11 protein-coding genes are annotated in these 13,134 nt (G+C 61.1%); 2 read left to right on the top strand and 9 right to left on the bottom strand.

Features of this window, described 5'->3' with window-relative positions:
- Nucleotides 1-31: 31 nt before the first annotated feature.
- The 5 genes from ACFWYE_RS03620 to dusB form a co-directional block, all read right to left on the bottom strand.
- On the bottom strand, nucleotides 32-1,393 hold the full coding sequence (locus tag ACFWYE_RS03620; RefSeq protein WP_129415155.1) for a sigma-54 dependent transcriptional regulator: 1,362 nt from the start codon (nucleotides 1,391-1,393) through the stop codon (nucleotides 32-34).
- Complete coding sequence (locus tag ACFWYE_RS03615) at nucleotides 1,383-3,668, bottom strand: ATP-binding protein (RefSeq protein ID WP_379109594.1); 2,286 nt, start codon at nucleotides 3,666-3,668, stop codon at nucleotides 1,383-1,385. The genes ACFWYE_RS03620 and ACFWYE_RS03615 overlap by 11 nt, the downstream gene beginning before the upstream one ends.
- A 145-nt stretch (nucleotides 3,669-3,813) precedes the next feature.
- Nucleotides 3,814-5,274, bottom strand: a complete 1,461-nt coding sequence (ntrC, locus tag ACFWYE_RS03610; RefSeq protein WP_379070976.1) for a nitrogen regulation protein NR(I) — start codon at nucleotides 5,272-5,274, stop codon at nucleotides 3,814-3,816.
- On the bottom strand, nucleotides 5,271-6,404 hold the full coding sequence (locus ACFWYE_RS03605) for a nitrogen regulation protein NR(II) (protein WP_379109593.1): 1,134 nt from the start codon (nucleotides 6,402-6,404) through the stop codon (nucleotides 5,271-5,273). Before ACFWYE_RS03605 ends, ntrC begins: the two co-directional genes overlap by 4 nt.
- A complete protein-coding gene (gene dusB, locus ACFWYE_RS03600) occupies nucleotides 6,401-7,429 on the bottom strand; it encodes a tRNA dihydrouridine synthase DusB (RefSeq protein ID WP_379070970.1) in 1,029 nt (342 codons plus the stop codon). Before dusB ends, ACFWYE_RS03605 begins: the two co-directional genes overlap by 4 nt.
- 139 nt (nucleotides 7,430-7,568) lie before the next feature.
- Here dusB and ACFWYE_RS03595 point away from each other — a divergent pair, with 139 nt between their 5' ends.
- Nucleotides 7,569-8,798 carry a bifunctional 2-C-methyl-D-erythritol 4-phosphate cytidylyltransferase/2-C-methyl-D-erythritol 2,4-cyclodiphosphate synthase gene (locus ACFWYE_RS03595; protein ID WP_379109591.1) on the top strand — a complete coding sequence of 410 codons (1,230 nt, stop codon included), beginning with the start codon at nucleotides 7,569-7,571 and terminating at the stop codon, nucleotides 8,796-8,798.
- Nucleotides 8,795-9,283 carry a CinA family protein gene (locus tag ACFWYE_RS03590; RefSeq protein ID WP_379109589.1) on the top strand — a complete coding sequence of 163 codons (489 nt, stop codon included), beginning with the start codon at nucleotides 8,795-8,797 and terminating at the stop codon, nucleotides 9,281-9,283. The genes ACFWYE_RS03595 and ACFWYE_RS03590 overlap by 4 nt, the downstream gene beginning before the upstream one ends.
- A 36-nt stretch (nucleotides 9,284-9,319) precedes the next feature.
- Here ACFWYE_RS03590 and ACFWYE_RS03585 read toward each other — a convergent pair whose 3' ends face one another.
- The 4 genes from ACFWYE_RS03585 to ACFWYE_RS03570 form a co-directional block, all read right to left on the bottom strand.
- Nucleotides 9,320-9,772: a type II toxin-antitoxin system RatA family toxin gene (locus tag ACFWYE_RS03585; RefSeq protein ID WP_379070961.1), complete on the bottom strand. Its 453-nt coding sequence runs from the start codon at nucleotides 9,770-9,772 to the stop codon at nucleotides 9,320-9,322.
- A 9-nt stretch (nucleotides 9,773-9,781) separates the two neighbouring features.
- Nucleotides 9,782-10,756 (bottom strand): lipoyl synthase, encoded by a 975-nt coding sequence (gene lipA, locus ACFWYE_RS03580; protein WP_379070958.1) that lies wholly within the window; start codon nucleotides 10,754-10,756, stop codon nucleotides 9,782-9,784.
- A 125-nt stretch (nucleotides 10,757-10,881) separates the two neighbouring features.
- Nucleotides 10,882-12,324 (bottom strand): dihydrolipoyl dehydrogenase, encoded by a 1,443-nt coding sequence (gene lpdA, locus ACFWYE_RS03575; protein WP_379109588.1) that lies wholly within the window; start codon nucleotides 12,322-12,324, stop codon nucleotides 10,882-10,884.
- A 164-nt stretch (nucleotides 12,325-12,488) separates the two neighbouring features.
- Nucleotides 12,489-13,130, bottom strand: coding sequence for an SGNH/GDSL hydrolase family protein (locus ACFWYE_RS03570; RefSeq protein ID WP_379109586.1), 642 nt, complete (start codon nucleotides 13,128-13,130; stop codon nucleotides 12,489-12,491).
- Nucleotides 13,131-13,134 lie beyond the last annotated feature (4 nt).

The following is a 13,134-nucleotide window of genomic DNA, read 5'->3' as shown; positions in this document are numbered from 1 at the left end:
AGACATGGTCCAGCCGCCCCGCAACGGCTGGTCAAACACCGAGAGACTTGAGCTTTCGATGCAAGGCGGAGCGCTCCATGCCGATGAATTCGGCGGTTTTGGAGATGTTGCCGCCAAAGCGATTGATCTGCGCGATCAGGTAATCCTTCTCGAACTGCTCGCGAGCCTCACGCAACGGCAGCGCCATGATGTGCTGGTCCGACTGGTTGGGTGTGCGTGGCATCACATCGCCAATTTCGGACGGCAGCAGGTCGGCGGTGATCGGTGCCTCGACATCGTCACCGCGCGCCAGGATCATCAGCCGTTCGATGTTGTTGCGCAGCTGTCGCACATTGCCTGGCCAGTTGTGTGCCTGGAGCACCGCCATCGCGTCGTCACCGATACGCCGCGCTTTGATTCCCGCCTGCCTTGCGATCTGTTTGACAAAGGTATCGACCAGATAGGGAATATCCTCGCGTCGCTCCGCAAGCCCGGGCACCGCCACCGGCACGACAGCCAGGCGGTGATATAGGTCTTCGCGGAAGCGCCCCTCGGCAATCATCGCTTCAAGGTTTTGCGCGGTCGACGAGATGATGCGCACATCCACCTTGACACGCTTGGTGCCGCCCACCCGTTCGAACTGCTGCTCGACCAGCACACGCAGGATCTTGTTCTGCGTTTCGCGCGGCATATCGGCGACTTCATCAATGTAGAGAATGCCGCGATGTGCCTCTTCGAGAGCCCCGACCTTGCGCTCGGTGCCATTCGATTCGGTGCCGAACAGCTCGATCTCCATGCGCTCGGGCGTGATGTTGGCCGCGCTCAAGGTCACAAACGGCCCGCTCTTGCGCGCCGACAAGGCGTGAATGGCTCTCGCCGCCAGTTCCTTGCCCGAGCCCGATGGTCCCATGATCATGATACGGCTGTTGGTCGGCGCGACACGCTCGATGGTCTGCCGCAGCTGACTCATCGCCGACGACATGCCGATCAGGTCGAATGTTTCGCCGCTGCGCTGCTTGAGGTCGGAAACCTCACGCCGCAACTTGGAAGTCTCCAGCGCACGCTCCGCGACGAGGATCAGCCGGTCGGCCTTGAAGGGCTTTTCGATGAAATCGTAGGCACCGCGACGAATGGCCGATACCGCCGTTTCGATGTTGCCATGACCGGAAATCATCACCACTGGCAGATTGGGATGCAGGGTCTTGATTTCGTCAAGCAACGCCAGGCCATCGAGCCGCGATCCCTGCAGCCAGATATCGAGGAAGATGAGGCGCGGCGCGCGATCGGCGATCGCCGCCAGCGCACTGTCCGCATCATGAGCCGTGCGGGTTTCGTGGCCTTCGTCGCTCAGGATACCCGCAACCAGTTCACGGATGTCTTCTTCGTCGTCGACGATCAGAATATCAGACGCCATTACCGACCTTCTCAGTTTCTCGTTCGTTTTCCGCCATCTCCCGGCCACGTGGTGCCGTACCGGCAGGAAGGATGATGCTGATCATGGCCCCACGCCCACCATGGAAGTCGGCAGGTGCGTCGTGCAGTTCCAGCCGTCCGCCATGGTCTTCCACGATCTTTTTGACGATCGCGAGGCCAAGTCCGGTGCCTTTCTCGCGCGTCGTCATATACGGCTCGAGCAACCGCCCCCGGTTTTCACGCGGAAGCCCCTTGCCGTTATCGATCACGTCCACCCGGATCGAACCGTCGACGTGAGCTGCCTGGACACGGATCACGCCCTTTTCACCCGGCGCCCGTTCGAGCCCCTCCATGGCCTCGGCGGCATTCTTGATGACATTGCCGAACGCTTGCGACAGCAAGCGGTTGTCAAAGGTGCCCTTGAGCGGCTCGTCACCGAAGGAACGTTCGAATGCGATGTCGGACTGGCTGACTTCCACCAGGAACGAGGCCTCACGCAATGGCTCGCGCAAGTCGATCGCTTTCATTTCAGGCTTGGGCATGCGCGCGAAGGACGAGAACTCGTCAACCATGCGCCCGATATCCTCGACCTGCCGAATGATGGTGTCGGTACACTGGTCGAACACCTCACGGTCTTCGGTGATCACCTTGCCGTAACGACGCCGGATGCGTTCGGCCGAAAGCTGGATCGGCGTCAGCGGATTCTTGATTTCATGGGCAATGCGCCGGGCAACGTCGGCCCAGGCTGAAGTGCGTTGTGCCGTGACGAGATCGGTGATGTCGTCCACGGTCACGACATAGGATTTTTCGCCCTCATAGGCATCGTCCTGGTCTTCCTCGATCGTCACCTGGACATTGAAGGTCCGTTCGGCGCCGGCGCGGAAGAAGGTCACCTGCTCGCGATAGACCGGTTTGCCGGATTTGCGGCCGATCTCCAACACGCGCCCGACATGAGGCAGCACGGCAGAAAGGTTTTGCCCCAGTGCGGTCTCGGACGACATAGCCAACATCGCCTCTGCCGACTTGTTGACAATGGTGATGATGCCAAAAGGATCGACACCGACAACACCCGAGGTGACGCCCGCCAGAACGGCTTCCGAGAACCGCAACCGCTCGTCGGCCAGATCCTTGGCGGTCAGGATTTCATTGCGCTGGGATTTCAACTCCAGCAGCATCTTGTTGAACGTATCTCCCAGATGCGCGACGTCGCCGTCCGAATTGCGGACCGGAACCGAGACATCGAGATTTCCCGTCGCCACCTCGTCGGCAGCACCGATCAGCTGACGGATCGGACGCACCAGACGATCCGCCACGGCGATACCCGTCCAGATGGCGGACAGGATGACGATGAGCGTCAGCGACATGTAAGGCAACGCAAACGCAACCTGGGAGAATCCGCGGTTGGTTTCGAGGCCGCGATACTCCGCGGTGTTTGCCCGCACGATCTCCCGCGCCCTGATCACCTCGGGGTCGACCACGCGAATGGTGTAGAGATAAAGCCCCTCGATTTCCTTCAGTTTGATGATTGCGCCCATGATGTTGCGCGTGCGCGGCTCGATCAGCAGCGGCTTGCCATCCACAGCCTGTTTGACTGCCCCGTCGGGCGGCGGGGGCATTGGGAAGTCGATACCGGTTTTTGCACTTAGCACCGGAGTGCCGTCCTCCTTGACGAGCGCGGCATGGGCAAGGCCACGACCGATTGCTTCCTTGTTCATCAGGTCCAGGAAGCCGCCTCGATCAAGCCCGTAGAGCGTACGCGAGCTGTCCAGGTCGTAAGCCATGGACAAGGTCGTTCCCTGGAGGTTGCGTGCATTTTCCTGGACATAGGCTTCCGCGATCGAAAGCGACGAATTGATGATGGTTTTGGTGCGGATCTCGAACCAGCGATCAAGACCGATGTTCAGCGTGATGGCCGCGATGATGGCCACCAGGATCGCCGGAACCGCGGCGACCAGCGCGAACATCAAGACGATGCGCACATGCAGACGTGACGCAGCCTTGCCGACGCGACGCGCCATGATGATTCGCCTGGCTTCGCGGGCGACGAGCGCCACCAGGAAGAAGATGAACAGCGCATTGAGGCCGATCAGCCATAGCGTCGTTGTCCGATCAGGCGTGATCGGCGTCGCTCCGACCAGGATCGCAAAGGAAACCGCGGCGGTCAGCAAGGCACCGATGATCGCGAGGATGCCGGGAAGCGCCATCAGCCGCCTGGCCTCCTGCACGCCGGATCTCCGAAACAATGGTCCGTTCAATGGTATGGCCTGCTCAGCCATTTCGCCGCTTGCTGTCATGGTTGCGTAGCATCTATGCAACGCATTGTGGCGAATATGCAACAAGACGTCCGATCACAAAAATCTTTCGACGTCTCATCAACCGGTTTTTGATGGACTAGTTCGATCTGGTCATCGCGGACTCGGACTAGCCCTGCCGCGCCCCGCGGTAGACGTTGACGCCAAGATCGCGGATCTTCTTGCGCAAGGTGTTGCGATTGAGGCCGAGCAGATCGGCCGCGCGGATCTGGTTGCCACGTGTCGCCGTCATCGCGGCCAGCACCAGCGGATGTTCGACTTCCTCCAGAATGCGCTGGTAGAGCCCGGATGGTGGCAACTCGTCGCCGAAGGATGTGAAATAACGCTGGAGATAGTGCTCGACGGCTTGGCTGATGGACAGGTCATCGGGGATCAGGACATTGGAATTGGGTACGGCGGGTGCCTCGCCGGTCTTCAGCTCCGCATCGATGATCTCGGCCGAAATCTCGTCCTGCGGATAAAGCGCGGCCAGCCGCCGCACCAGATTTTCCAGTTCGCGCACATTGCCGGGCCACGGATAGCGCTTCATCAATTCGACACCGGCAGGCGCGATGCGCTTGGCCTGCAGCCCATCCTTGGCACCGAGCTTGAAGAAATGCCGTACAAGGTCGGGAATGTCCTCGGCACGTTCACGCAGCCCAGGGAGCCTCAATGGCACGACATTGAGACGATAGAACAGGTCTTCGCGAAACAGGCCCTGATTGATGAGGGTGCGAAGATCCTTGTTGGTGGCCGCAACGATACGCACATCCGTCTTGATCGGTGTGCGCCCGCCCACGGTCGTGTATTCGCCCTGCTGCAACACGCGCAGCAGCCTGGTCTGCGCCTCCATCGGCATGTCGCCGATCTCGTCGAGGAACAGGGTGCCACCTTCGGCCTGCTCGAAGCGACCGGTGGAACGGTTCTGCGCGCCGGTGAAGGCACCTTTCTCATGGCCGAACAGCTCCGATTCGATCAGATCGCGCGGAATCGCGGCCATGTTGATGGCAACGAAAGGACCGCCGCGGCGGCGGCCATATTCGTGCAAAGCACGCGCCACCAGTTCCTTGCCGGTACCGGATTCACCACTGATCATGACGGTCAGATCGGTCTGCATCATGCGCGCAAGCATGCGGTAGATGTCCTGCATGGCGGCCGAGCGACCGACGAGCGGCATCGTTTCGGGCTGATCGTCAGGACGGACGTCAGCCTTGGGACGGCGTGGTTCGGCCATCGCCCGGGCGACGATGTTGAGCAGTTCGGTCAGATCGAACGGTTTCGGCAGATACTCATAGGCGCCGGCCTCGGAGGCGCGGATGGCGGTCATGAAGGTGTTCTGCGCGCTCATGACGACGACCGGCAGTTCCGGTCGTGCCTTCTTGATGCGGGGCAGCATGTCGAAGGCGTTTTCGTCGGGCATCACCACGTCGGTGACGACAATGTCACCCTCGCCCGCCGCAACCCAGCGCCATAGCGTGGAGGCGTTGGACGTCACCCGCACCTCGTGTCCCGCGCGCGACAGCGCCTGATTGAGCACCGTGCGGATCGCAGCGTCGTCATCGGCGACGAGAATGGTGCCGCGCGTGCTCATGGACGATATCCTTCATGGCTTTCCGTTGTCGGCTCCTTCCAGGCAGGCAGGAGCACGCGGAAGGTGGTGCCGCGCGGTGTCGACTCACATTCGATGATGCCGCCATGTTCGCCGACGATCTTGGCAACCAGTGCCAACCCCAGGCCGGAGCCGTTCGGCTTCGTGGTGATGAATGGATCGAACAGGATTGGCAGAATATCCTCCGATACACCGGAGCCGTTATCGTGCACGCAGAATTCCAGTGGCAACGACACGCGGTCCTGGGTACCGGGCACGGAGACACGGATGCCGGGGCGGAAGGCGGTGGTCAGCGTGATCTCGCCGAGCGGATCCGAACCGATCGCTTCCGCGGCATTCTTCACGAGGTTCAGAAACACCTGAATAAGCTGGTCGCGGTTGCCATAGACCGAAGGCAACGAAGGATCATAGTCTTCTACGACCTTGATCCGATTGGCGAAACCGTTTCTCGCGATTGCCTTCACATGATCGAGGACCACGTGGATGTTGACCGGATACCGGTCGATCGGTCGCTCATCGGAAAACACCTCCATACGATCGACCAGCGATACGATGCGGTCGGTCTCATCGGTGATCAGTCGAGTCAACGCGCGATCCTCGTCCGAAGCGGAAAGTTCGAGCAACTGCGCGGCACCGCGGATACCCGAAAGCGGGTTCTTGATCTCATGCGCCAGCATTGCCGCCAGGCCGGTGACGGAACGCGCCGCGCCACGATGTGTCATCTGCCGGTCGATCTTGTCGGCCATCGAGCGTTCCTGGAACATCACCACCACCGAATCCGGAAACTCCGGTACCGGCGCGGCATAAAGATCGACAACCTTCTCGATGCCGAGGCGTGGCGAGGAAACATCGACACGATATTCATTGACCGGCGTGCGCCGGTCGCGAACCTGATCCACAAGAGCCAGCAACGGGCTGCCAAACGGGATGAGTTTGGCCAAGGTGTTGCGTGCCAGCATGGTCGCGCTGGAACGAAAGAAGTCCTCGGCGTCGGCGTTGGCGTAGGTGATGTTGCCCTCTGGCCCGACCATGATCACCGGACGGCGAATCGTGTTGAGAAGAACCTGCGCGGCGTCGGCCATATCCGCGACTGCGGTCGTCGCGATGGTCATGCCGCGCTCCTGATTTCACCAGACTGCATCCCGTCTGAAAACACCGTACGCAACAGCTTCACGACTGTGGCAGGGTCGAACGAAGTCAGTATGTCCTTGCGCAGAGGCGCCGGCGTCGCTCCTGCGTGTCGATCCAGATACCAGCCGAGATGTTTCCTGGCCTGCCTCAACCCGCTCTCGATACCGTAAAGAGCAAGCATGTCTTCATAGTGCTCGACGATATAGTCGGCGAATTCAGCGCCTGCCTTTGGCAGACCTGATACCTCGTCCCCGGCGGCAGTGGCCGCGATGGTGCCCGCGGTCCATGGCGCACCGTAATGGCTGCGGCCGGCCATCACGGCGTCCGCGCCGGATTGTTCGAGGATAGTGACGGCATCGGCCGGCGTCGCGACATCGCCATTGGCAACGACAGGTATCGACACGGCTTCCTTCACGCGTGCGATCGCGCGCCAATCGGCCTTGCCCTGGTAGAATTGGCAGCGGGTCCGGCCATGGATCGTCACCATGCTCACCCCAGCCTGCTCCGCGCGGCGGGCAAGCATCGGCGCGTTCAGGGCCTCTTCATCCCAGCCCAACCGCATCTTCACAGTCACCGGCACCTTCACCGCAGCGATCACCGCCTCGATCAAGGTCAGCGCGTGGTCGAGGTCGCGCATCAGCGCCGAGCCGGCATAGCCGCCGGTTACCTTCTTCGCCGGACAGCCCATATTGATGTCGATGATGTCGGCGCCCTCGCCCGCTGCAATGCGCGCGGCTTCCGCCATATGCACCGCTTCGCGCCCGGCAAGCTGCACCATATGGACCGGCAGACCGGAATGGCGGATACGCAGGTCGAACCCTTCCCGGCCCCGCGCGAGTTCACCGCTCGCCACCATTTCCGAGACGACGAGACCCGCACCATGCGCATAAGCGCGCTTGCGAAACGGCTCGTCAGTGATGCCTGACATGGGCGCCAGGAAAACGCGATTGCGTACGGCAACCCCGCCGACAACGAGCGGCAAGGCGAGCTTGTCCGGATAAGTCATGCACAAAAACCAAGCAACGTCTGTCTTTGCCTATTCACTAGCCAGATCGGGATGATTGTGCAATGCAGAATGAACATGCATTGCGGCTTATTTGGGAAAACGCTGGCCTTCCTCTTCGCCCGCGACTAAGCCTCTGCGCATGAGGGAACCGAGCGCAATCAGGGCCGTGTCCGCCGGCGGCGGCGTTGCCGCCGTCATCGTCGCGGCTGGCCGCGGCGAGCGCGCCGGCCAGGCTGACGGCCCCAAGCAATATCGTCATATTGGCGGCCGCGCCATCCTCGCTCGCACGATAGAGACGTTCCTTTCGCATCCGCGCATTGGCCAGGTCGTCGTCGTCATCCACAGTGACGACCTGGAATTGCTGCAAAAGGCAGTTGGCGATCATCTTGCCGGCGTCACGATCGTCACCGGCGGCCGAACCAGGCAAGACTCGGTCCGGCTTGGTCTCGTCGCACTGGACGACGGGACACCGGAAAAGGTGCTCATCCACGATGCCGTGCGGCCTTTTGCCGATCGCGATCTCATCGATCGCGTCATCGATGTGATCGGCGCCGACCAGGGAGCACTTCCTGCACTTCCCGTGGCCGACACGTTGAAACGCGAAAGCCGGGACGGCACCATCGGCGAGACGGTACCGCGTGCGGGGCTGCATGCGGCACAGACGCCGCAAGGCTTTCCGTTCCGCGCCATTCTGGCGGCGCACGAGAAGGCGCATCAGGCAGGCCGGGACGATTTCACCGACGACGCGGCCATCGCCGAATGGGCACGGCTACCAGTCAAGATCGTGCCCGGCTCACCCGACAACGTAAAACTGACCTGGGCACGGGATATCGTCATGGCGGATCAACGGTTGAATGGTGCACGCTTGAGTTTCCCGGACATCCGCACGGGCAATGGCTATGACGTGCACGCCTTTGAACCGGGCGACCACGTGACATTGTGTGGGGTAGCCATTCCGCACGACCGCAAGCTGTCAGGTCATTCCGACGCCGATGTCGGCCTGCATGCCCTGACGGACGCACTGCTCGCCACCTGCGGCGCAGGCGATATCGGCACGCATTTCCCACCTTCTGATCCGCAATGGAAGGGGGCGGCCTCGCGCTTGTTCGTCGAGCATGCAGCCAGGATCGTGCGGGCTCGTGGCGGGCGCATCGCCAATGCGGACATCACGCTGATCTGCGAGGCGCCACGCATTGGCCCGCATCGTGAAGCGATGACTGCCGCGCTTTGCGAGATGCTGGGCATTGCGACAGAACGCATCTCGATCAAGGCGACGACAAACGAAAAACTCGGCTTCGTCGGCCGCCAGGAAGGCATCGCCGCGATTGCCACAGCAAGTGTCGTCTATCCGGGCGAGGTGCCGGAATGAGCGAACTCACGCCGCTGGCCGACCGTTTTCTGAAGGCCTGTATGGCGCGCAAGATCATGGCGGCGACCGCCGAAAGCTGCACTGGCGGCATGATCGTTGCCCATCTGACCGACATTGCCGGCTCATCAGCCGTCGTCGACCGCGGGTTCGTCACCTATTCGAACGAAGCCAAGATGGACATGCTCGGCGTCAGGACGGCCACGCTGGACGCCTTCGGCGCGGTGTCTGCTGAAACGGCACTGGAGATGGCGGCTGGTGCACTGTCCCGGTCGCGTGCGGGCATCGCCCTGGCTGTGACCGGCATTGCCGGCCCCGACGGCGGCTCTCTGGAAAAGCCCGTCGGACTTGTGTGGTTTGGCCTTTCGGTGAAAGGCCAGCCGACGATCTCGGAGCATCGCATATTCGACAATCGAGGCCGTGACTTCATTCGCCGCGAGACAGTGCGGCATGCGCTTGAAATTGGGCTCAGGGCTCTCGCCGACTGAAAACGCGCTTCGCGATCAACTGGCGAGGGCCGTAGATCAACTTTCCTTCCTGTAAATCACGTCAGCGCGCTTTTCGAACGCTTCGGAGAACATGCGGAACGCACGGTCGAACATCGTGCCCATCATCGCGCCCAGAATGCGGCTCTTGAACTCGTAATCGATGAAGAATCGCACGAAGCAGCCATCGCTCGCCGGCTCGAACCCCCATATGTTGCTCAGATATTTGAACGGGCCGTCAATGTATTTGACATCGATGATGCGCTCGTCAGGCTTCAACAGCACCTGCGTGGTGAATGTCTCGCGGATCGCCTTGTAGCCTACACTCATATCGGCGAGGAGCACGGTGCGGCCGTCGCGTTCTCGGCGCGAGCGCACCGTCAACGCCTCGCATAACGGCACGAACTGCGGGTACTTCTCCACATCGGCGACCAGCGCGAACATCTGGTCCGGGCTGTGGGATACACGGCGCGTCGCCTCGAATTTCGGCATGAAACCGGCTTATCGGGCGGTTTTCTTGAGCTGTTCTTCGCGCGCAGCGCGCAACCGGGCGAAATCGTCGCCGGCATGGTGCGAGGAGCGCGTCAGCGGGCTCGATGCCATCAGCAGGAATCCCTTGCTCTTTCCGACGATCGCGTAGGACTGGAACTCCTCCGGCGTGACGAATTTCTTCACCGGATGATGCTTCTTCGAAGGCTGCAGGTACTGGCCGATGGTCATGAAGTCGACGTCGGCCGAGCGCAGATCGTCCATCAGCTGCAGAACCTCATGACGTTCCTCGCCGAGCCCGACCATGATGCCGGACTTGGTGAAGATCGACGGGTCGAGTTCCTTCACCCGCTGCAGAAGCCGGATGGAATGGAAATAACGGGCGCCCGGACGCACAGTCAGGTAATTTGACGGCACGGTTTCGAGATTGTGGTTGAACACGTCAGGCTTGGCTGCCACGACGATTTCCAGCGCGCGGGCGCCATCCTTGCGCAGGAAGTCCGGCGTCAGGATTTCAATCGTCGTCGTCGGTGCAGCGGCCCGAATGGCAAGAATGACATCGGCGAAATGCTGCGCACCACCGTCTTCGAGATCGTCCCGGTCAACCGAAGTGATGACGACATGGGAAAGGCCCATCGTCTTGACGGCCTGGGCGACGCGGTTTGGTTCGTCAGCGTCGAGTGCGGTCGGGATGCCGGTTGCGACATTGCAGAAAGCACAGGCACGCGTGCAGATCTCGCCCATGATCATGAAGGTCGCGTGTTTCTTTTCCCAGCATTCGCCGATGTTGGGACAGCCGGCCTCCTCACAGACCGTGACCAGCTTGTGCGATTTCACGATCTCGCGCGTCTCGGAGTAACCCTTGGAGACCGGCGCCTTGACGCGGATCCAGTCCGGCTTGCGCAGCACCTCCTGGTCGGGCCGATGCGCCTTCTCCGGATGACGGGGGCGCGGCTTGTTGGCGACGAGATCGAGAACGGTGACCATCTGATCTTTCCTGCATCTCCCCGAAACCTTCGGAGTCGGAGACTGGGTACAAGCCTCATCTAAGGCTTTTCTGATGGAAGAAAAAGACCGTGGCGACGCATGCTGCCACGGTCATTTTTGCATTCCTACGCGTTCAGCACCCGTCCATAGGCATCGAGCACGCTTTCCTTCATCGTTTCCGACAGCGTCGGATGCGGGAAGATGGTGTGCATCAGCTCTTCCTCGGTGGTTTCGAGGTTCATCGCCACGACGAAGCCCTGGATCAGCTCGGTCACTTCAGCGCCGACCATATGAGCGCCAAGCAACTGGCCGGTCTTCTTGTCGAAGATCGTCTTGACCAGCCCCTGGTCCTCGCCGAGCGCTACAGCCTTGCCATTGGCGACGAATTGGAAGCGGCCGACACGGATATCCTTGCCCTGTTCCTTGGCCTTGGCCTCGGTCAGGCCAACCGATGCGACCTGCGGGCTGCAATAGGTGCAGCCCGGGATCTTCAACTTATCCATCGGATGAACATGAAGACCGGCGATCTTCTCCATGCAGATCACCGCCTCATGCTCGGCCTTGTGCGCCAGCATGGGCGGCCCGGCAACGTCGCCAATGGCATAGATACCCGGGACATTGGTGCGGCAGAATTCGTCAATGACGATGGCGCCACGGTCGACCTTCACGCCGATAGTCTCCAGACCGAGATTTTCGGTGTTGCACTGGACGCCGACCGCGGAAATCATCCGATCAGCGGTAATCGTCTGGGTCTTGCCATCCTTGCCCTCGACCGTTGCGGTAACGGAATTGGCGCCCTTCTCGACCTTGGTGACCTTGGTCTCGAGCAGGAACTTCATGCCCTGCTTCTCGAGCTGCTTCTTCGCCCAGGTGGAAATCTCGGCATCTTCCACCGGCATGATCTGCGGCATGATCTCGACCACCGTCACATCAACGCCCATCGTGCGATAGAAGGAGGCGAACTCGATGCCGATGGCGCCCGAGCCCATGACCAGCAGCGACTTCGGCATTTGCTGCGGCACCATGGCCTCGAAATAGGTCCAGATCAATTTACCGTCCGGCTCGATGCCCGGCAGCGCGCGTGGGCGCGCACCGGTGGCGATCACGATGTGCTTGGCCGTATAGGTACCCTCGCCCTTGGTGCCCTTCGGGATCGGCCCCATTGGCTCCATCGGCTTCTTGGATGACTTGCCGACGACGATCTCGCCCGGCTTGGTGATCCTGGCTTCCCCCCAGATCACGTCGACCTTGTTCTTCTTCATCAGGAAGCCGACACCGTTGTTCATGCGCTGGGCGATGCCGCGCGAACGGTCGACGATACCCTTGAGGTCGGGCTTGATCGTGCCTTCGAGTGTCAGGCCATAGCTCTTGGCGTGCTCGGCGTAGTGGAAGATTTCTGCCGAACGCAGCAGCGCCTTGGTCGGGATACAGCCCCAGTTGGAGCAGATGCCGGCCAGATGCTCCCGTTCGACGATCGCCGTCTTGAAACCGAGCTGCGCGGAACGGATGGCCGCGATGTAGCCGCCCGGACCGGAACCGATGATGATGACGTCGTAGTTGTCAGCCATGTTCTTCCCTGCCTTTTTCATCAAGCAGCACTGCGGATCAGCAGCACCCAGTCTTGTTCCTTGCCGTCGCGCCACCTCGGCAAATCCGCGCGATTTGTAAAGTCCGAGCACACATTTCAACTGCCTGGCTGGTCATTGCCGCTCCGATGATGAGGTCCGGCAAATCATAGCTCCAGCATGTCGCGCACTTTCGGCGCCAGGGCAAAACCGATGCGGCGGGTGTTTTCGGCATCGAGATGCACACCGTCCAGCGGTGTTGCCTCTGCGACCGTACCGGCATCGAAGAAACCGCAATTCGCCTCTGTGGCAAGTGCTGCATAGAACTGCGCGAGCTTGCGCGATTCCGCGATACTCTCTCCATACATGGCGGAGAAATTGATGTCCGTGGTTTCCCTGACGGCCGGCGGTGACACCAGCAGGACTCTGGGCGCCGTAGCTGCCATCGGATAGGCGAGACGGCGCACGATATCGATCAGTCGTCCCATGCCTTGCCTGGCGCCGATTGCGCGACCGCAGATGAACGACTTCATGTCGTTGGTGCCAAGCAGCAGGATGATCAGATCAAGCGGTGCGTGCGACGCAAGGATCGTGGGCAGAGTGCGAGCACCGTTGCGGTCGCAATCGGCCAGATAATCATCGAAGGCTGTTGTGCGGCCATTCAACCCTTCGGGGATTACCCGCGCCGCCCCACCGAGCTCCGCCTGCAATACGCTCGGCCAGCGATCCTCGAACGCATGGCGACGGCCGAGACCTGCGGCATCATAGCCCCAGGTCAGGGAGTCGCCGTAGCAAAGCACGGTCTTCATATGC

The organism is Mesorhizobium sp. NPDC059025 (assembly GCF_042739655.1).
Lineage (GTDB): Bacteria > Pseudomonadota > Alphaproteobacteria > Rhizobiales > Rhizobiaceae > Mesorhizobium.
Note: the sequence above shows the minus strand (reverse complement) of the source record. Positions and strands in the feature narration are given on the sequence as shown.